Source organism: Embleya scabrispora DSM 41855, assembly GCF_000372745.1.
Classification (GTDB): domain Bacteria; phylum Actinomycetota; class Actinomycetes; order Streptomycetales; family Streptomycetaceae; genus Embleya; species Embleya scabrispora.
In genome coordinates this window covers 208,809-227,364 of record NZ_KB889664.1, presented here as the reverse complement: position 1 = coordinate 227,364, position 18,556 = coordinate 208,809, and the positions used below count along the sequence as shown (strand labels likewise).

The following is an 18,556-nucleotide window of genomic DNA, read 5'->3' as shown; positions in this document are numbered from 1 at the left end:
ACAGCCGTTACGCCTCCCCAGCGTGCCGACGACCGCTGGCCAAGGAGATCAGCCAGTGCCCGACAAGGTCCTCCCCGCCCGGCTTCCCTCGCTGACGGGCCTGCGCTTCGTCCTCGCGCTCTGCGTGGTGCTGTGTCATCTGTCCCTCATCTCGGGCATCTTCGACCTCGAACCGGACAGCCCACTGCGGGTGATGGAGCCGATCGCCACCAGTGCGGTGAGCGGCTTCTTCGTGCTGTCGGGATTCGTGCTCACCTGGGCCCACGTTCCGGGGGAGTCGCACCGGGCGTTCTGGCGCCGACGCTTTTGGAGGATTGTCCCCACCCACGTCATCGGCTGGGCCCTGGCCGTCGCCTTCTTCACCGTCATCGTCGCCACGCCGGCCACCGTGATGCCCGACGGCGACAGTGCCGGCGCCGCGGTGGCGAGCCTGTTCCTGGTGCAGAGCTGGATCCCGGACGCGGGCTTCTTCTTCAGCTTCAACGCCCCCGCCTGGTCGATCTCCTGCGAAGCCTTCTTCTACGCTCTCTTCCCCGTCCTCCTGGCCGCCGTGTCGAAGATCCCCACGCGGCGGTTGGGCAACCACTGGGCGGCGCTCGCCGCGGCGACCCTCCTGATGCCGCTGGTGTCCACCTTCGTGCCGGGGCCGCAGCTGTACGACTGGATGCCCACCAACGCGACCAGCATCTGGTTCGTCTACCTCTGCCCGCCGGTGCGGCTGTCGGAGTTCGTCCTGGGCATCCTCACCGCCCGCCTGGTGCAAACCGGCCGCCTGCCCCACCTGAACCGGACCCGGGTCGCCGCCCCCGCAGTGGTGGTGTTCGGGGCATTGCCGTTCCTGCCCACCCAGTACGCCTTCGGCATGGCCATGGCCGCCCCGCTCGCCCTGATCATCGCCGCCCTCACCCGGGCCGACATCCAGGGCCGCGCCCGCCTGATGCGCCACCCACGCCTCGTCGCACTGGGCGAGGCGTCCTTCGCGCTCTACCTGACCCACTACCCGCTCATGCTGACCATTCGCCACATGCTCGGAGCGGAGAAGACCTTCGCCGTCCTGCCCGGCGCCCTGTTCGTCGTGACCCTGACCGTGCTCTCCATCGCCCTGTCCCTGGCCGTATACCGGTACTACGAACTCCCGATCATGCGCCGATGGGCCCGCCCCCGCACCGGCGCATCCGCCGATCCCACACCGGTCGACGCCGGCGCAATGCGCGCCCCCGCACCCCGAAAGTCGACCGCACCCGAACACGAACCCCATCTCGGCTGATCACGACCGGCAGTCCGTGGACGGGTCGCCCTCGTGTGCGGTGTCCGGTGCGGACGACGCCGACTCCCGGTGTTCCTGGCGGTATTGGTCGGCTTGGATCCGGTACATCCGGGCGTACGGCCCGTCGGCGGCCACCAGTTCCTCGTGCGTGCCCGACTCCGCGACGCGGCCGTGGTCGAGCACGTGGATGTGGTCGGCCCGTCGTACGGAGGCGAGCCGGTGGGTGATCAGGATGACGGTGACGCCCTCGTGCACGAGTTCGCGCATGCGGGTGAACGCCTCGTGTTCGGCGTGCGCGTCCAAAGCGGCGGTCGGTTCGTCGAAGACGACCACGTGCGCGTTGCGAAATCGGGCCCGGGCCAGGGCCAGGCGTTGCCATTGGCCGCCGGAGAGTTCGACACCGCCGTCGTAGGTCTGGTCGAGAAGGGTGTCCCAGCCCCGGGGAAGCTCGTCGGTGACCTTGTGCGCCTGGGCGTAGTCGGACGCCTGTTGGAACAGGATCGGGTCCGGGGGTGCCGCGACGTCGGGGCGGCCCATGACGACGTTGGCTCGGGCGGTGAGGTCCCAACGGGCGAAGTCCTGCTGGACGAGGCCGATGTGCTCGAACCACGTGGTGCGGTCGGCTTCGCGGATGTCCACGCCGTCCCACAGGACGTGCCCCTCGGAGGGCAGGTACAGGCCGGCGAGGATCTTGGCGAGGGTGGACTTGCCCGAGCCGTTCTCCCCCGCGAGGGCGATGACCTTGCCGCGGGGCAGCGTCAGGGTCACGTCGTCCAGGGCGGGCCGGTCACGGCCGGGATAGGTGAACGACACGTTGCGTACCTCGATCGTCGTCGGCGGACCGAGCGAGGCTCCCGTGTCGGGGATCGCGTGGGTGTCGGCGATGGCGCAGACCTGTTCGAGGTCGTTGAGCCACAGGGCCTGGGCATACAGGCTGTTGATCGCCCGGACGAGCGCGCCGAGATTGGCGGTGCCGGTCCGAATGGCGAGCACCGCGGTGCCCGAGGTCGCGAGACCGGTGTGGCCGCCCAGGACGAGCCACGCGAGCGTCGCGTACGTGATGCCCGACGCGACGCCGGACAGTCCCGAGGTGAGCAGGTCGGTCGTGGCATCCGCGCGGGCGAGCCGAGTCTGCTCCGCCTCGGAACATCGCGCCATGACCCGATAGTGGTGCAGGAGGTAGGACCCGACTCCGTGGACCCGGATCTCCTGGCCGGTGCTGTGGTGCGACAGGGAGTAGGCGATCTCGCTCTGCTGGCGACTGTGGTTCGTCCAGGCCGACACGGAGCGATACCTCCGGCGCGCCGAGTGCACCGTCCCCCAGCCCTGCGGCACGATGATCAGCACGAGAAGCGGCAGCAGCAGCGGGTGCAGGACGGCCAGCACCGTGCCCACGGCGATCAGCGACACGAGGGCGTTCACGACCTGGACGCCATAGGTGATCATCAGGCGACTGGCATTGGTGCCGTAGCGGGCCGTGCTCATCAGCTTCTTGAACTCGGGGTCCTCGATCTTGGTCATCTCCACCCGGATGACCCGCTCCAGGAGTTCGACCTCGGCGGCGCGTTCGACTTTCGGCTCCAGTCGACCGGTGGCGGCCGTGGAGGCGGCCCGCAGCAGCGCCCCGAGACAGCCGAGGATCGCCACGGTCAGCAGGGCCGGCGCGGCGGAACGGACCCGATCGGGTGTGGGTCCGGCGGAGAACAGTTCCAGCAGGATCTGATTCGTGGCCAACAGGCCGAATGCGGCGGTCAACCCCTGGCCGATCTCGGCGATCACCACGATCACCAGCGCCCCCGGATCGGCCTGCCACCCCAGCCGCAAGGACCGCGCGACCAGCCGCGGCAGCCGACGCAGCGTGCCCGGAAAGGACAACTCCGTCGACTGGCGCCGGTGTTGGTATCCGCTCCAGGCGGGGGTGAGGCTGCCTCCGAACAGGGTGGCGGCGGTGGTGTCTCCCGCCGTACGCGCGGCGTCGTGTGCGGCGCGTCGCCTTTCGCCGCGGGCGCGTCGCCTTTCGCCGCGGGCACGGCGGCGCAACGGGCGGGCCGCCGGCGGCTGTCGGGTGTCCTGGGCCATGGGCATCCCTCGATCGTCTCGTTGCTCGGTCCGCCCCGGACAGGGTGCGGGTTGAACATGCTGTGCCGTGTTCGTCCGCGCCGGGAGAGCGTGCGGGGGGCGTATTCGCAAGGTGCGGCTCGACGCGCGCTCGGCGAACCCGCCCCCCACGCACGTCCGCACCCCCCGAGGTCGGCGAATCCGGGTCGCCGTCACCGCGACCCGACCAAGTCCGGCGACGTCTCGGACACCGTCCTCGCCTTCTGCATCGGTGCCGGCCTCATGCTCGCCGCGGGCATCGTCGCCGGGTTCCTCGCCATCGACGCCGAACGCCACTCCCTCGAGGACATCGCCCCACCGCTGTCCTCCGTCGACCGCGACGCGGCGAGCACGTGAGCTCCATACGCGGGCAGGATCGTGCGGACCGATGCGTTCCGGACACACGCGGGCCGTCGACGCGGTCGTCGCATCCACGGCCGGCGGCCGTCACCCGTCACCCGTTCGGCCCTGGCAACGTCACCCCTACGAGGCATCTTTGACCCATTCGCGTGACATGGCGAGTCGATAGCCGGTTGCCTCTACATGTGTTCGGGAACCGCGCCAACGCCGCGTCGTGGCAGCGGAGTTGCCCGGAGCCGGGTGGGACCCGCGCGGTCTCCGCCTTCGGCGGGTGCGCCCGACCCGCATCGATGTGCCCGCCGCACGGCGGATACCGTCACGTCCGGTTGAGGAGTCACATGCCCCGTCCCCGCTCCGTCTACCGCGCGGCCGCGATCGAGGACCCGCGGCTCGTCGAAGCCTATGAGGCTTGCCGCACCGAGGTCCGCAGGGCGGGCGGTACGGAGTATCGAACGGCCCGGCTGATGCCACCGGCGTTACGACCGGCCCTGTGGGCGATCTACGCGGCCGGCCGAGTGATGGACGACATCGCCGACGCCGGGGAACCCTCCGGCAGGGAGGCCCTGTTCGACGCCTGGACCACCGCGTTCCACGAGGACCTGCGGCGCGGCGACAGCACGGATCCGGTACGTCGCGCCCTGGTGCACACGATGCGGACGTGGGATCTGCCGACCGACGGTCTGACGGCGGCCTTCGCCGCGACCCGCGCGGACATCGACGGCCGTACCCATCCCACCTGGAAGGCGTGGAGCGCCTACTCCCAAGCCGTCAACACGTCCTTCTTCGCCCAGGGCGCGGCCCTGCTGGCCGCCGCCGGGCTGTATCTGCCCCTGCGGCTGCGCTACCTGGAGGCCGCCCGGCAGTGGGTGGACGCCCTCGGCATCATCGACAACCTCGAAGACCTCGCGGAGGACCTTGCCCAGGGCCGGATCACCATGCCCATGGAGGTCCTCGCCGACCACGCCCTCACGGCGGCGGACCTGGTGAGCGCCGCCCGAAGCGCGACCCGCGACGGCGCCCCGCACGACGCGCCGGGCGCCCCCGTCGAGGCCCTGATCGGCCGGTTGGCCGCACAGGCCCGGACCTGGCTCGCCCAGCCCGACCTGTTCCGGGAACTGCCCCCCGCACTGGCGGTGGTGGCGCGCGCGGTGACCGACGTCGGCCGGCTGCGCCTGGACCGCATCGAACGCACGGGGACCAAGCTGCTGCGCCGCAAACCCCGCCTGCCCCGCACGGCGACCTGGCGCATCCTGCTGCCCGCCCAGGTGAAGGCGCACGTCGCCTGGAAGTTCCTGACGCCGATCGCCCCCGCGCGGTCTCGACACGACGGCACGACACCGCGCGCACCGACCCTGGCCGGCCTGCTGCCGACCCCCCGCTCCGACACTCCCACCCCTCCCCGGCCGCATTCCTCCGGCACCGTCCCGCCGACCTGGCCCGCGCACCGACTCCCGCGCCATGTGGCCGTCGTGATGGACGGCAACGGCCGCTGGGCCACCGACCGGGGTCTCCCCCGCACCGAAGGCCACCGCGCGGGCGGGAAATCGATGCAGGACGTCGTCCACGGCGCCCTGGAAATCGGCCTGCGCCACCTGACGCTCTACGCCTTCTCCACGGAGAACTGGCGCCGCCGCCCCGAGGAGATCGACGGCCTGCTCGCACTCGTACGCGACGACATGGTCGAAGAGACCGTCCTCGACCACGACATCCGCGTGCGCTGGGCCGGCTCCGTCGAAGGACTGCCCCAGGACATCCTGGAAAAGCTGGTCCGCCTGGAACACGGCACCGGCGAACGCACCGGCCTGACCTTGACCCTGTGCATCAACTACGGCGGTCGGATCGAACTCGCCCAGGCCGCCGCCTCCTTGGCCCGGGCCGCCGCCGCGGGTGGAATCGACCCCGCGCACATCTCCGAGCGCGTGTTCGCCGCCCACCTGGCCCTACCCGACCTTCCGGACGTCGACCTCCTGTGGCGCACCGGCGGCGAACAGCGCACCTCCAATCTGTTGCCCTGGCACGCCGCGTACGCCGAACTGCACTTCAGCGACACTCGCTGGCCCGACGTCGACCGCCGCGACCTGTGGCAGGCCATCACCACCTACACCGAGCGCGCCCGCAACTTCGGCGCCGTACCCGGCCCCCCGGTGACCGCCGCCACCATCGCGCAACCGGCGGCGCCGTCCTCGGTCCACGAGCCCGCCACACCGCTCCCTGCCCCGCCCCGCCCCGCCGCGCGGCGACCCGCCTGCGACGCGGACGCGACGGACCGCTGACGGCCGTACCGTGCGCGGAGCACCCCTCGATGCGCCCGTCCCCGCACCGCCGGTGACACCAGCCGGCCCCGGCGGGCCCGGCTGAGCCCGAACGACGTCGGCGCCGGCGGGTTCGGCGGCCAACGCCGCGTTCCGAGTCTGCGCCGCGAGGAACCGGCCCAGCTCGCGGGCGTGAGCGTCGACTACCACACCCGCCTGGAACAGGGCCGGGCCCGCAACGCCTGGACGCCGGCCGCCACCCCGACGACCCGCGATTGGCCACCCTGGTATGCGAACTCTCCCAGGGCAGCGCCGACTTCCGCCGCCTGTGGGTCGGCCACGACGTCCGGGCCAAAACCCGCGGCCGCAAACGCTTCGCCCACCCGCGCCTCGGCGAACTCGCCCTGGACTACGTGGCGATGCGCGCCCCGGACGACGCCGACCTGACCATGACGATCTACACCGCCCCCGCCGGCTCCCCCGCCGCCCACGCCCTGCGTCATCTGACCGACCGCGCCACCACACCGGCCCCGGTCGGCCTCGGAACAACCGTCACCTCCCGACCCCCGCCCCCGGATCGCCGCTGACCACCGGGCGCGGCGCGGTCACGGTCGTCCGGGCCGGGGTGGGCGGTGCGCTGCCGGGGCGGCGGAGCCGGACGTCGAAGGGCGCCCCGCCGAGGGTGTGTCGGGGTCGTTCAGGCTGCGACGGTAGAGCGCGACGGCGACGGCCAGGTCCTCCCAGGACATGCCCACACTCTTGAACAGGCGCGGCCGGTCGTCGGGGACGGTGATCCGCCCCCGCACCAATTCCGCGAGGTTGCCCGGCCCGGATTCCCCGTCGAAGATCTCGTCCCACCCGGCGACCAGCAGGTCCCCGGCTTCCCGGGACGCGGCGGCGCGGGCCTCGACGTACACCGCGGAGCGACGTACCAGTGCCGTGTCCACCTCACGCGCGGTCGGTTCGTGGGAGCCGACCGCCGCGACGGCCGCGTGGGCGGGCACCAGGGTGCCGTCGAAGAGCGGAGTACGAGCCGTGGTGGCGCACACCACCAGGTCGGCGTCGGCCACGGCGTCCGGCTTGCCGACCGTCGCCGCGAGCCCGAGGGAGCGTGCGTGCTCGGCCAGTTCCCGGGCCGGGGCGGCACTGCGGGAGACCACGGTGAGTCGGGTCAGCGGACGGATGGCGGCCATCGCGTCCAGGTGCCCGTACGCCTGGGGGCCGGTGCCGAACAGCACCAGGTGCGAGGCGTCCGGAACCGCGAGGCGGCGCATGGCGACGGCGGTGACGGCGGGGGTGCGCACGGCGGTGAGCGCGGCACCGTCGAACAGGGCCAGCGGCCGGAGCGTGGGTCCGTCCAGCAGCAGGTAGCTGCCGGTGATGCGAGGCAGGCCCCTGGCCGGGTTTCCCGCGGCCACTCCGGCGATCTTGACGCCCACGTGCGAAGACCCGGCCGCAGGCATCAGCAGGAGCTCACCGGCGGGCACGGCGACGCTCGAACGCGGCGGGACACACTCGGGATCCAGCCCCGCCAGCAGCGTCTGCTCGATCGTCTCGACGGCCTCGATCGGCGTCAACCGGACCGGGATCGTGGGGAGTTGATCCGCCGTCACAGGAGGAATCCCGTTCCGAGGGTGTCGTCGGCATCGAGGATGAAGCGGTGTTCGCCGGTGCGCCGTGCCGTGCCGGTGACCTCGGTGATCACTCCGGCGGGATGCGATGCGACGACCTTGCCGGTGAACACCGTGCCGATGATGGATTCGTGGCGCAGTTCGTCGTTCGGTCCCAGCAGACCGCTGTCGGCCAGCAGGGCCAGCCGGGCGGAGGTCCCGGAGCCGCAGGGGGATCGGTCGATCTGCCCGTCCGCGAAAACGGTGACGTTGCGTTGGTTGGGTCCTGCCGCGGTGGCCGGGAGTTCCTCGTACAGGATGACACCGTAGACGCCGGAGAGTCGCGAATCGTCGGGGTGCCGGGTGGCGGGTTCGTCGGCGAGGGCGGCACGGATCTCCCGGCCGATCGCGGTGATTTCGGGAAGTCGGTCCGCGGAGACGGAGAGGCCGAGCGAGGTCGCGGAGACGGAGGCGTAGCACGCTCCGGAGTGGGCGAGGTCGACGTGCGCGAGTCCGCGGGAGGTGGCCACCGGGATCTTCCGGGCCGCGATGGCGGTGGGCACGTTGCGGAAGGTCACCGAGGTGGTGCGGCCGGCTCGGCGCCGGACGATGGCGGTGACTCGGCCGGAGGGGACGTCGATGTACACCCGTGCCGGACCGTCCGCGGGGGCCGTGACCAGCCCCGACTCGACGGCCCACGCGCCCAGCGCGATGGTGCCGTGGCCGCAGGCGGTGGAGTAGCCGTCCTTGTGCCAGAAGAGCACTCCCAGGTGTGCCTCGTCGTCGTCCGCCGGTACCACGAAGCCGCCGTACATGCCGCTGTGTCCGCGCGGTTCGTGGGTGAGCAGCCGTCGGATGTCGTCGAGCGGCCCCGGACGCGGCGCGGTGGCGGTACCGCCCGCGCCGAGGGCGATCGCACGGCGCTCGGCGACGGTGTCGCCGGCGATGACGGGCAGGCCACCGGAGACGATCCGGAAGGGTTCGCCGGCGGTGTGGTAGTCGACGGTCTCGATGTTCACGCGCTCGGCGCTCGACGCGGTGTTCAACGCGCCGCCTCGGCACGGAACGAGCGTGCCGGACGACACGCGATCGGCAGGTCGGTGGTGGTCATGCGAACGCCTTTCCTCGACGGTGAGCGGGCGCTCCTCCGGTGGACCGCCGGAACAACGCCGTCGCGGCCGGGCAACCCCTCAATAATGTGTGACATTGTATTGAAGCGCAAAGGAGCACCGCAAGGGTCTCCGGGGGTGCGTCACCGCGCGCGTCACCCGCGGCCCGGGGCATCGACCGCGGTCGCGTCCGTCATGGCGACCGCCGCGGTCTCCGGTCGGATCGTCGTGCACCCACGGGATGCGTCACGTGGGATCGGTCGGTGCTCAGTCGACGTCCAGGCCCAGCGTGCGAAGCTTCGGTTCGATTACCGCCCGGCAATACGGCTCGACACGATGCTTGTTGTAGAAGTCCTGCTGGTCGGATTCCGCCTCGAAGAACTGACCGTACGGCCGCAGGTCGGTCACGATATCCCGACCGAGTTGCCGCCGTACCGAATCCATGACCTTCTCGGACCGCACGCGTTGTTCCTCGTCGGCGTAGAAGATCGTCGAGTGGTAGATGGAGCCGTGGTCCGCGCCGCTCTGGTTCGGCGTGGTCGGGTCATGGCTCCGGAAGAAGAAGATCAGTACTTCTTCGAAGGAGATCTCCTCGGGCCGGAATGTCAGCCGTACCGCCTCGACGAATTTCTGCGGGTTGAGCCCGTGGCGTACGTAACCCTCGTAGTCCGGCGGCGGACCGTTGTCCCCGGCGTATCCCGCGACGCTCGAAGTGATCCCCGGAGTTCGGCGCGCCACCGCGTCAAAGGACCAGAAACAGCCGGGACCAAGCGTCACGGTCTCGACATTTTTGTCTTCGGACATTGCCTCGGCCATCGGAATCCTCCCCCGGAACCCACTTCCGCATTCTGCGCCGAACAGTAGCAGGATCGAAGCTTTCGGTTACCGGATGAAACCCTTTTCGTCCGCGTCGCGCCTCCCGCTCCCGCATGGCAACCATGGAGACACCCAATCGTTGTTTGGCGCCGACGGGATCGTGAGATCCTGATCCTGAACGGGCCGTGCGCCACCGCACCGGTCGCAGGCGCGCGGCTTTCAGGGCCGGGCCGCCCGCTCGACCGCGAACCCGGGAGTACGAATTGACCACGTCCGAGAAGGCCGTCATCGGGGCCGCAGCCAATCTGGCCTGGGTCGGAATAGACGAGATCACCGGGACAACGAACCTGGAGACCGACCTGGGGTTCGACTCGATCCAGAAGGCGGAACTGCTCCTCAATCTGGAACGGGAATACGGCGTCACCCTGACCACGAGGGACGGCCTGACCACGATCGAGGACATCACGGCAGCCATCGACACCGCCAAAGGCACCCCGTGACCGAACCCGCCCGCGGCTTCGGGGCGGCGCGGCGACTTTCCGGTCGTGGGTGACCTCTTCGGGGTGGAGGCTGCCGTCGGCGCCTCCCCCGGCGCGCTCCCCGATTGCTGCGGGAGACTCGTGTGCGCCGTAGGTGCGCCGGTACCGATCTTGGCGAAGCCGGTGCCAGGCTCTCACGTGGCCGATACCGGCGGCGCCCGGGTCCCTGGGCACGGGCCGTTCGTACAACTCGTCGCGACCGAGCGCGTCCCGGAACCCACGTATGCCCCTCGAACCGGCGCCCGGGCGGCGGTGATCGGGCGGCCGCGCGTGTTCCGACGAAGAAGAAGCGCCGCATGGGGCAACCGGGCGGACCCGGAATTCGTATTCAGGTAGGGGCCGACATGCCGGGCACCCACGCAGCCCCGCACCACGCACATCCCTCCGCCTCGGCCCGCACCGAGCGGCGATCGCTCCCCCGCGTGGTGCCGACAGGATCACACTCCTCGCCGGAATGGGCCTCGCCATCCCCCGTGTTGTCCCGGATCGGGTGCCGGTCGGCGGACGATCCGGCGCCGCCGCCCGCAGCGTTCATGAAACTCACACGCACTCCGCACACCCCGCCGAACCCGCGCCATCGTCAGTCGGATCCACCACCCACCCGCAGTCGACCACCGTCCGCCGGCCCCTTCCCCCAGGGCCGTCACCTCAGGAGAGTTCCGTGAACCCCGACGACAAGCACATCGATCAAATCCTCGGCGCCCAGGCCGCCGGGGCCCTCGTCAACGCCTGGATCGACGTCTTCATGACCGACGATCTTCTCGGCCGGGAGGCGGCCACCCGCGTGGCATGCGAGCGGCTCGCCGACGGTTCGCCCTGGCTGATCGCCGAGTCCGGCCAAACCTGGCGCCTACGCGCGGACTTCGCACCCACGGCCGACTTCTCCCCGGGGCTGGTCCGGGTGCTTGCCGTGCGCCATGCCGTCGACCTGCGCCCACACGAGGGAACCGCGGCCGTCCTGCTCGGCGACGCGGAGCATGATCCCGACCACCCCATCGGCTGGATGGACCTCTGCGACTTCGACATCCTCTACGCCCTCGACGCCTGGCCTCAGCCGCGCCCGGCAACCCCGGACGCCGGCCCCACCCCGGAGGGCGGTTCGGCGACCGAACCGCTGCCGCAACGCCTCCGGGAGTTCGAATGCGGCCTGCGCGACCAGGGAATCGACTGATCGAACGCCGCCACCGCCACACGAGTTGGCGCAAAAGCCACCTGCGATGCATTAGCTGACAGTGATTGGCCGACTTCCTTCGGTTATCGCGCCGAGGTGGGAAGTCACGCGTGATCATTCAGTTGTACGGCGAGTGGACCGGGCGTTCGGACCCGGTCGCCGGCTACGAACATCGACCCGGGACGCTCGCTCGCGCGCTGATCGAAACCCGCCGACCCCGCACCCGGTGGCCCGTTCCGGATATCGGACCGGGCCACCGGGGGTCGCACGGAAGTTCGTGGACGGTGCCCGGATCCCATTCCCTCACGGCGCGCCCTGGTCCGGTGGCCGGTCGCCGAGGCCGATGAGCAGTTTGCGCAGCAACTCGGCCAGCTGTTCCTGTTCGGTGAGGCTCAGCGGCCTCAGCCGTTCCTTCTCGAAGTCGACGTGGTCCAGCAGGATTTCGTCGACGAGTTCGCGGCCCCGATCGGTCAGGGTGACCAGGACGCAGCGCCGATTGGTGGGATCGGTTTCGCGCGTCACCAATCCTCTGGCGACCAGTCTGTCGATGCGGTTGGTGATCGCCCCGGAGGTGACCATGGACGCTTCGACCAGAGCGCCCGTGGTCAGCCGGTAGGGCGCCCCGGCCCGGCGCAGGGTGCCCAGCACGTCGAACTCCCACAGCTGCAGGCCGTGGGTGCCGAAGTTTTGATGCAGCTCGCGGTCCAGGAAGCGGGACGCGCGCTGGATCCGGCCGACCACGCCCATCGGCGAGGGGTCGATGTCGGGTCGCTCGACTCTCCACTGGTCCAGTCGCCAGTCGACGTTGTCCCGCACGGCACTCCTCAACGTTGAACTGTTTGACCTGATGCTAACAGCAGCGCTACCTTCGCCAACGTTGAACAGTTCAACGTTGAAAGGAAGCGCGATGGCCCAAACACGCGAAGTCGCCGGCCCCGCCATCACGAAGAGCCCCGCGCGAACCTGGGGGTACACCGGCCTCGCCGCCGTGGCGCCGATGACCTGGGGCACGACCTACCTGGTGACCACCGAATACCTGCCCCCGGGCGTTCCGCTGGGCGCCGGCGTGATCCGTGCGCTTCCGGCGGGCCTGCTCCTGCTCCTGATCTCCCGAACGCTGCCGCGTGGCGACTGGTGGTGGCGTTCGGCCGTACTCGGCGCGCTGAACATCGGGGCGCTGTTCGCGCTGCTGTTCGTCGCCGCCTACCGGTTGCCCGGCGGTGTCGCGGGCACGCTCAGCGCCGTACAACCGCTCCTGGTCGCCGGAATCGCCTTCGTGCTGCTGGGCGTGCGCCCGACGCGGTGGCAGCTCGGCTGGGGTGTGGCCGGCGTGGTCGGCGTCGGCCTGATCGTGCTCCGCGGGCAGATCTCCTTCGACCCGATCGGCATCCTCGCCGGCCTCGGCGGCGCCGCGTCGATGGCGGTCGGGGTCGTGTTGACCAAGCGCTGGGGGCGTCCGCCGGGCGTCGGGACACTGGCCTTCACCAGTTGGCAGCTCACCGCGGGCGGCCTGTTGCTCGCACCCGTCGCGCTCGCCGTCGAGGGGTTGCCGCCGGCGCCGGACGCCGCGGCGCTCGGCGGATACGCCTGGCTGGCCGTCGTCGCCACGGCGCTCGCCCACTCGTTGTGGTTCCAGGGCGTGGGCCGACTGCCGGTCACGGCAGTCTCGTTCCTGACCCTGCTGTCACCGGCGGTGGCCGCGGCGCTGGGTTGGCTGGTGCTGGACGAGTCCCTCACCCCGCTCCAGGGCGTGGGGTTCGTGCTCGCCCTGCTGTCGATCGCAGCCGCCCAGCTCACCCCCGACGCCGCCCGCTCCCTGATCCGCGGGAACCCCGGCGCACCTCGCTGACCAACGAGGTATCTCCCCCATGAAGGACGAGGAACATTGAATCGCACCCTGCTGATCACCGGAGCCACCGGGACCGTGTCCGGCGCCTTGATCGACGCACTGGAGGGCTCCGGTTTCCGGCTGCGGGCACTGGTCCGCGACCCGTCGAAGGCGGACACACTGCGGGCACGCGGCGTCGACGCGGTCACCGGCGATCTCGACGACCCGCGCTCCCTGCCGCCGGCCTTCGAAGGCGTGGACGACCTGTGGATGTTGACCCCCAACGGCCCGCGCGCGTCCGAGAACGGCATGAACGCCATCTGGGCGGCTCGCCGGGCGAACGTCGAGCGCGTGGTACGCCTGTCCGCGGTGCACGCGGCCCACGACGCCCCGACCCGCAGCGGGCGCCTGCACGCGCTGTCCGACCACGAGGTCGAACGGTCCGGGCTCGGCTGGACGATCCTGCGACCGCACTGGTTCATGCAGAACCTGCTCAACGAAGCCGACGACATCGCGACCGAGGGAACCATCCGACTCAATACGGCGGACGGTCGCCTCGGCATGGTCGACGCACGCGACATCGCCGAACTCGCCGCCAAGATACTCGCCGACGGCCCGAACCCGCACCACGGCAGGATCTACACCCCCACCGGGCCCCGATCGATCGGTTTCGCCGAGGTGGCGGAGGAATTCGAGCGGGTGATCGGGGCCCCGGTCCGCTACATCCCGACCACGGACGACGCACGCGAGGCCCGGCTGCTGGGGTTCGGCATGCCGCCCTGGATCGTCGAGATGCTGACCGAGTACGCGCAGGCATACGCCCTGGGCCGGGGAGACTTCACCACCACCGATGTCCAGGACGTCACCGGCCGCAGGCCCCGGAGCGTGGCGGACTTCGCCCGCGACCACGCGGACGCGTTCACCGCGAGGAGGCCGACGAGGGTCTGACATCGGGACGACGCCTGTGGGCCGCCGGTAGGGCGCCCGCCGGGCAGGGACGACGCCGACAGCCGCTCCGGTGGGTCAGCGTCGGTGGGCCGCGCTGATGTGGTGCAGATGGATGAGGATGTCGTAGCTCGGGCCCAGGCGAGTGTTCTCGTATTCGTTGCACGGCCAGTGTGCACCGAGGCCGCGGGTCGGGTGGGCGGCGGCGAGCCAGTCGCGTGCGGTGCCGGGGGGCACGGTGCGGGTGTCGAGGTACCAGTCGCGTCGGGAGACCTGTTCCAACACGTCCTCGCCGCCGTGTGCGATGGCCGGACCGATGTCGAAGCGACGCCAGGGCGTGCCTGGGGCGTTCGCGTCGATGGCGTTGAAGGATCCCTGGCCGAAGGTGAATCCGGCGTTGACGTAGCGGGTGCCCAGGTGTTCGCGCAGGAGTTGCCCGGGGGTCTCGGGCCGGTGGTCGGACACCTGCACCGGGGTCTCGCCGGCGACTTGGCTGTTGTGCGCGGAGAGGAAGACCTTGGTGCCGGTGTGGCGTTGCCACCACAGGGTGGTGTCGGCCATGACCCGGTCGCGGTGGCGCTTCGCGGCCGCGGCTTCGTCGGTGGTGTCGAACGGCGCGGGGTCGGCGTGGTCGACGCCGGCGCCGACCACGCGCACCGGGCTGTCGGGGTGGCGCACGTTCCAGGTCCGCATCCATCGGAACAGGTCGCGCGTCTCGGTGGTGTTCCAGTGGCTGCTGCCGGCTTGGAACTCCTCGTCCATGATCGTCCTCAGATGGCCCGTGCCGTGCAGTACCCACGCGTCCAAGCGGACCCCGGCTCCCCGACCGGCGGCGAAGACGAAGCTCCGGAAGCCCTGGTTTTCGACCAGGTGCCGGAACAGGCGGTGCTTGAGCGTGCAGAACTCGCTCGACCCGTGCGTGGCCGCGCCCACGCCGACCACCTCCGCACCGCGGACCATCGTGTCGAACGCCCGCAGATCCGCCGCGGAACCGCCCGGGACGATACTGCCCAACGTGTACGCGGAGCGCGCCAGGGCACCCGCCGGGTCACCGCGCGAGGCGGTGATGTCCGGGCGCATCGCCGACGGGGTGGCGGTGCGCACCGGTGCGGTGCTGACCGTGGCGGCCAGGCCCAGCAGCGGCAGGACCGGGATCAGGCCCCGGGCCGGGTTCGACGCCGGCCCGTGCCGGGGCTCGGCCGGCGCACTGTCGGTATCACAGGGTGGGTGAAAATCATCTGATTTCATGACTCCGACGCTAGGCAACCACCGCACCGTGCGCCTCGTCCGGGAGACCCAGGACTCCGGTACCCCTTCTGTCCGATACGACAAGTACCCGAGCCCCGGAATCCGCCGCCTTCGGTCCGGCCGCTCCCACCTGCACCGGTCCTCACCTGGGGAAACGACCGCAGCGACGGGGACGGGCGCGGCCGCACGACGTCAGCCGGCGGCGGTCTCGGCCGGGCCGTGGTAGCCGTCGCCCGCGAAGCGCACCCGCAGCGGCTTTCCGCCCAGGTCGGACGGTATGCGCAGGACCGCTTCGCCCTCCCCCGTGGTCCACGTGCGGGCGGTCGTCTTCCCGGTCTCGTCCATGAGCGTCACCTCGACTTCGAACAGCGGTGCCGCGCAGGCGTCCCGAAGCGAGACGGCGATCGTGTCCGGGGCCGGCTTCGAGACCGCCAGTCGGGGCTGTCGGTCGGCGCATACGGTCGCGGTGAAGTCGCCGACCTCGAAGAGTTCCGCGCCGGATCCACCGCCGAACCAACCGATCGCGCCGTTCCCGCGCACCACCGGCCGATAGTGGGCGCGGTCGCTCAGGACGGCGAGCAGCAGGTCGCGATCCGGGCCGCCGGTGGTCAGCAGTACGTACCGGGCGCCGGATGCGCGCAGTCGGCGGGTGAAGTCCGCGGCGTCGCGCGGTTCGCCCAGGCTGGTGACACGCCGCTGTCCGCGTTCGCCCATGATCAGTTGCACGAAGCGCTGGTGGGTGAATTCGGTGAAGGCCACCGTCCGGCCGTCGGGGACGCGGTTCATCGCCGCGTAGGCGGCCGTGGGCAGGATGTGTCGGTCGCGATTCGGGTCGCCCATCAGGTCCAGGGTCTCGCGGACGGTCGCGCGGTGGGCGAACGTTCGATCGCCGATCCAGGTGTTGGTCGGCTGCGTGGCCCACCACATGGAGATCGCCGTGGTCGCGACGAACGCGACCGCCGGCAGCCCGGCCGCACCGCGTCGAAGCAGCGGTGGCACGATCACACGGGGTGCTCCCGGGCGGTCTCTCGGCCGTGGCGCCAAGGCGGTCTGCACGGCGGCCAGGCACACGCAGCCGAACGCCGGCACGATCAATTGGTATCGCGCCCACCACGGCGCCGGAGACGCGGTCGCCGAGACGAGGACCGGAAGCAGCAGCCCCCACAGCAGGTCGAAGCGGCGCCTGAGCACGAACAGGGCGAGGGCGACCAGCACGATCGGGAGCAGGACGTAGATCCATTGCAGGCCGAAGCCTCCCGGCTGCTGGTCGTGGGTGTAGGCCACCCGTTCGCGGTCGTAGAGCCACGAGTGCCAGGTGGCGCGAAGCTTGCCCTCACCGGCGAGCTGCGGAACCGTGTTGTGGACGATGATCAGTTCGTCGACCGATCCCCTGCCGTGGAAGCCGAGCATGGTGAACGGGTGGAACGGGTTGCCGTACCTGATCCAGGTGCGGATGTACCAGTAGCCGCCCAACGCCGTCGCGAGCAGGCCCAGTACGGCCGCGTTCGGCAGCGCGATCCGGGCGGTCGCGGCGGCGTGGGCGCGCAACCGGCGTGCGCGCGCCACCGGTTGCCGCTCCGTGGGCGGTGAGGCGCGGCGCAGGGCGCCGACCACGCGCCAGGTCTGCACCAGCACGAGGGCGCCGACCACGACGGCGGTCAGCAGGTTCGAGGACTTGACGCCGATGGCCAGTCCCAGTGCGGTCCCGACGATCGGGACCCGGCGGCGCAGACAACCGATCGCGTCCCGACCGTGGTCGATGGCGTTTTGGACGGCGGGGAGAATGCCCAGGGTCAGGTGCAGGGCGGTCAGGGTGGTCGCGGTGGTGGCGAAGTCGACGTAGGTGGTGGAGGCTTCCAGGAATACCGCGGGGACGGCCAGGATGCCGAGGCCCGCCAGGGTGGCGTGTGCGCGACGGGCGCCGGCGGTTCGGGCGAGGCCGGCCGTGGCGACCGCGCCCAGGGCGAGGAAAGGCAGGCCGGATGCCCAGCCGAGTCGGGTGTCGCCGACGAACGCGCCGCTGAAGCCGGTGAGCAGTTCCTGGCCCTGCGGGTAGACGTCGGCCCACAACACCTGAGGGGTGTGCCCGACGTAGCCCTGTTGGAGCCAGATGGCAGGCCCGGGCAGGTGGTACCACAGTCCGTCGTAGTCCAATGGGCCCAGGAACACGGCGAGCGCGGCACGCCAGCAGTACTGGCCGGCCACCAGCAGCGTCAGGACGACGACCAGCGGATGCCGCCCGCAGCGCCGTACGCGCGGCCACAACCCGGCTGCGACGGCGACCCCGCGGCGTCGGGCCGCGTCGGCGCCCGCCCGTCGGGTGGCCACGATCTCCACCGCGGCGAGCGCGACCGCGGCGGCGAACAGGGCGCCCGCTTCGAGGCGCCGCAGCAGGCCGCCGACCAGCAGGGTCAGCGCGGACAGTTGGGCCGTGCTCAGCAGCAGCCACACCAGCACGATGTCCACCGCTCGACGCATCCCGCTCGCGCACGCGAGATGCAGGCAGCCGGCCGACGTGCACACCAGGGCGATCACGAGTGCGGCGGCGTTCACCGCGCGAGTCCGGATACGTCGTCGGCGTTCGACGCCGAGCAGGCCGCGTCGGGAGCCGGTGGCGTGGCGCGGAAGACCCAGGTGCGGTAGCCCCAGAAGCGGAACGCCGTCGCCAGGGCCATCCCGATCACGTTGCCGGAGATGTTGTCCGCGAGCAGGCTGTCGAAGCCCAGGACGTCCCGGGAGAGCGACAGACAGCCGAGTTGGATGGCCAGGCCACCGCAGCTCCAGCCGACGAACAGCAGGAATCGCCGTCGTGCGTCCGCGGCATCGTCGGACGTGGCCCGGTGGCCGTAGGTCCAACGGCGGTTGCCGAGGTAGGCGATCACGGTGGCGACACCGAGCGAGACGAACTTCGCAAGGAGGGACGGGGTTTCGAGGAGTGCCCGCAGGATGTTGAACAGGACGACATCGGTCGCGTAGCCGAGACCGCCCACCAGGGCGAACCTCGATACCTCCGGTGCCAGGCGGCTCAGGCGCTCGAATGGTGCAAGGAACATGGGTGCTTTCTCGTCGCTGTTGGCGGGCGGGTCCGATGCGCGCGGCTCGGCGTTTGCGGGCAGCGCGAAGCCTGTCCCGGTGCGGTGGGTTCGGGCCGGGACGGTGGGGGCCTCAGGGGATCGGGCGCCCGACGGGGGCGGGGGTCCGGGCGATCGGGGCCCGGGACGGGGAAATCAGCGGCCGGGAGTGCGCATTCGGCGGCCCGGGACCGGGAATCGAGGGCCCGGCGCGGGCAATCGGGCCCGGGCCGGGAAGTCCGG

Annotated in this window: 15 protein-coding genes; 7 read left to right on the top strand and 8 right to left on the bottom strand. The window is 71.1% G+C overall.

The features are described 5' to 3' along the window. Positions 1 to 55 precede the first annotated feature (55 nt). The gene (locus A3IC_RS0118310; protein WP_020551499.1) at positions 56 to 1,267 is read left to right on the top strand and encodes an acyltransferase family protein; all 1,212 of its coding nucleotides are present in this window, start codon (positions 56 to 58) and stop codon (positions 1,265 to 1,267) included. On the opposite strand, the gene A3IC_RS55150 is transcribed toward A3IC_RS0118310, so the two are convergent. Next, on the bottom strand, positions 1,268 to 3,352 hold the full coding sequence (locus A3IC_RS55150) for an ABC transporter ATP-binding protein (protein ID WP_086018449.1): 2,085 nt from the start codon (positions 3,350 to 3,352) through the stop codon (positions 1,268 to 1,270). 710 nt (positions 3,353 to 4,062) lie between these two features. On the opposite strand from A3IC_RS55150, the gene uppS reads away from it, so the two are divergent. Next, complete coding sequence (gene uppS, locus A3IC_RS55145) at positions 4,063 to 5,997, top strand: polyprenyl diphosphate synthase (RefSeq protein ID WP_020551496.1); 1,935 nt, start codon at positions 4,063 to 4,065, stop codon at positions 5,995 to 5,997. A 254-nt stretch (positions 5,998 to 6,251) separates the two neighbouring features. Beyond that, positions 6,252 to 6,563 carry an MmyB family transcriptional regulator gene (locus tag A3IC_RS73545; protein ID WP_020551495.1) on the top strand — a complete coding sequence of 104 codons (312 nt, stop codon included), beginning with the start codon at positions 6,252 to 6,254 and terminating at the stop codon, positions 6,561 to 6,563. A gap of 18 nt (positions 6,564 to 6,581) precedes the next feature. On the opposite strand, the gene A3IC_RS55135 is transcribed toward A3IC_RS73545, so the two are convergent. From A3IC_RS55135 to msrA, 3 genes are all read right to left on the bottom strand, one after another. Beyond that, positions 6,582 to 7,589, bottom strand: coding sequence for an ornithine cyclodeaminase family protein (locus A3IC_RS55135; protein ID WP_020551494.1), 1,008 nt, complete (start codon positions 7,587 to 7,589; stop codon positions 6,582 to 6,584). Then, the gene (locus A3IC_RS0118280; protein WP_052173606.1) at positions 7,586 to 8,632 is read right to left on the bottom strand and encodes a proline racemase family protein; all 1,047 of its coding nucleotides are present in this window, start codon (positions 8,630 to 8,632) and stop codon (positions 7,586 to 7,588) included. The genes A3IC_RS55135 and A3IC_RS0118280 overlap by 4 nt, the downstream gene beginning before the upstream one ends. Positions 8,633 to 8,962: 330 nt before the next feature. Beyond that, positions 8,963 to 9,511 (bottom strand): peptide-methionine (S)-S-oxide reductase MsrA, encoded by a 549-nt coding sequence (gene msrA / locus A3IC_RS0118275; protein ID WP_040876782.1) that lies wholly within the window; start codon positions 9,509 to 9,511, stop codon positions 8,963 to 8,965. Between the two features lie 263 nt (positions 9,512 to 9,774). Between msrA and A3IC_RS0118270 the strand changes: the two genes are divergently transcribed. Together A3IC_RS0118270 and A3IC_RS0118265 are read left to right on the top strand one after the other, a co-directional pair. After that, complete coding sequence (locus A3IC_RS0118270; RefSeq protein WP_020551491.1) at positions 9,775 to 10,011, top strand: acyl carrier protein; 237 nt, start codon at positions 9,775 to 9,777, stop codon at positions 10,009 to 10,011. Between the two features lie 700 nt (positions 10,012 to 10,711). Continuing rightward, positions 10,712 to 11,221, top strand: a complete 510-nt coding sequence (locus A3IC_RS0118265) for a hypothetical protein (protein WP_020551490.1) — start codon at positions 10,712 to 10,714, stop codon at positions 11,219 to 11,221. A 303-nt stretch (positions 11,222 to 11,524) separates the two neighbouring features. Here A3IC_RS0118265 and A3IC_RS0118260 read toward each other — a convergent pair whose 3' ends face one another. Next, on the bottom strand, positions 11,525 to 12,037 hold the full coding sequence (locus A3IC_RS0118260) for a MarR family winged helix-turn-helix transcriptional regulator (RefSeq protein ID WP_020551489.1): 513 nt from the start codon (positions 12,035 to 12,037) through the stop codon (positions 11,525 to 11,527). Between the two features lie 91 nt (positions 12,038 to 12,128). Between A3IC_RS0118260 and A3IC_RS0118255 the strand changes: the two genes are divergently transcribed. Continuing rightward, a complete protein-coding gene (locus A3IC_RS0118255; protein ID WP_020551488.1) occupies positions 12,129 to 13,070 on the top strand; it encodes an EamA family transporter in 942 nt (313 codons plus the stop codon). Positions 13,071 to 13,106: 36 nt separating this feature from the next. Further along, positions 13,107 to 13,997, top strand: coding sequence for an SDR family oxidoreductase (locus A3IC_RS0118250; RefSeq protein ID WP_020551487.1), 891 nt, complete (start codon positions 13,107 to 13,109; stop codon positions 13,995 to 13,997). Positions 13,998 to 14,072: 75 nt separating this feature from the next. Here A3IC_RS0118250 and A3IC_RS0118245 read toward each other — a convergent pair whose 3' ends face one another. From A3IC_RS0118245 to A3IC_RS0118235, 3 genes are all read right to left on the bottom strand, one after another. Then, positions 14,073 to 15,242, bottom strand: a complete 1,170-nt coding sequence (locus A3IC_RS0118245) for an erythromycin esterase family protein (RefSeq protein ID WP_020551486.1) — start codon at positions 15,240 to 15,242, stop codon at positions 14,073 to 14,075. A 192-nt stretch (positions 15,243 to 15,434) separates the two neighbouring features. Beyond that, on the bottom strand, positions 15,435 to 17,795 hold the full coding sequence (locus A3IC_RS0118240) for a hypothetical protein (RefSeq protein ID WP_020551485.1): 2,361 nt from the start codon (positions 17,793 to 17,795) through the stop codon (positions 15,435 to 15,437). Then, the gene (locus A3IC_RS0118235; RefSeq protein WP_020551484.1) at positions 17,792 to 18,295 is read right to left on the bottom strand and encodes a GtrA family protein; all 504 of its coding nucleotides are present in this window, start codon (positions 18,293 to 18,295) and stop codon (positions 17,792 to 17,794) included. The genes A3IC_RS0118240 and A3IC_RS0118235 overlap by 4 nt, the downstream gene beginning before the upstream one ends. Positions 18,296 to 18,556: the final 261 nt, after the last annotated feature.

What these genes read in the sequence shown, in the direction of transcription:
- A3IC_RS0118255 (WP_020551488.1), top strand. Translation starts at nt 12,129, where the DNA reads ATGGCCCAAACACGCGAAGTCGCCGGCCCCGCCATCACGAAGAGCCCC.
- A3IC_RS55150 (WP_086018449.1), bottom strand. Translation starts at nt 3,352, where the DNA reads ATGCCCATGGCCCAGGACACCCGACAGCCGCCGGCGGCCCGCCCGTTG.
- A3IC_RS0118235 (WP_020551484.1), bottom strand. Translation starts at nt 18,295, where the DNA reads ATGTTCCTTGCACCATTCGAGCGCCTGAGCCGCCTGGCACCGGAGGTA.
- msrA (WP_040876782.1), bottom strand. Translation starts at nt 9,511, where the DNA reads ATGGCCGAGGCAATGTCCGAAGACAAAAATGTCGAGACCGTGACGCTT.
- uppS (WP_020551496.1), top strand. Translation starts at nt 4,063, where the DNA reads ATGCCCCGTCCCCGCTCCGTCTACCGCGCGGCCGCGATCGAGGACCCG.
- A3IC_RS0118245 (WP_020551486.1), bottom strand. Translation starts at nt 15,242, where the DNA reads ATGAAATCAGATGATTTTCACCCACCCTGTGATACCGACAGTGCGCCG.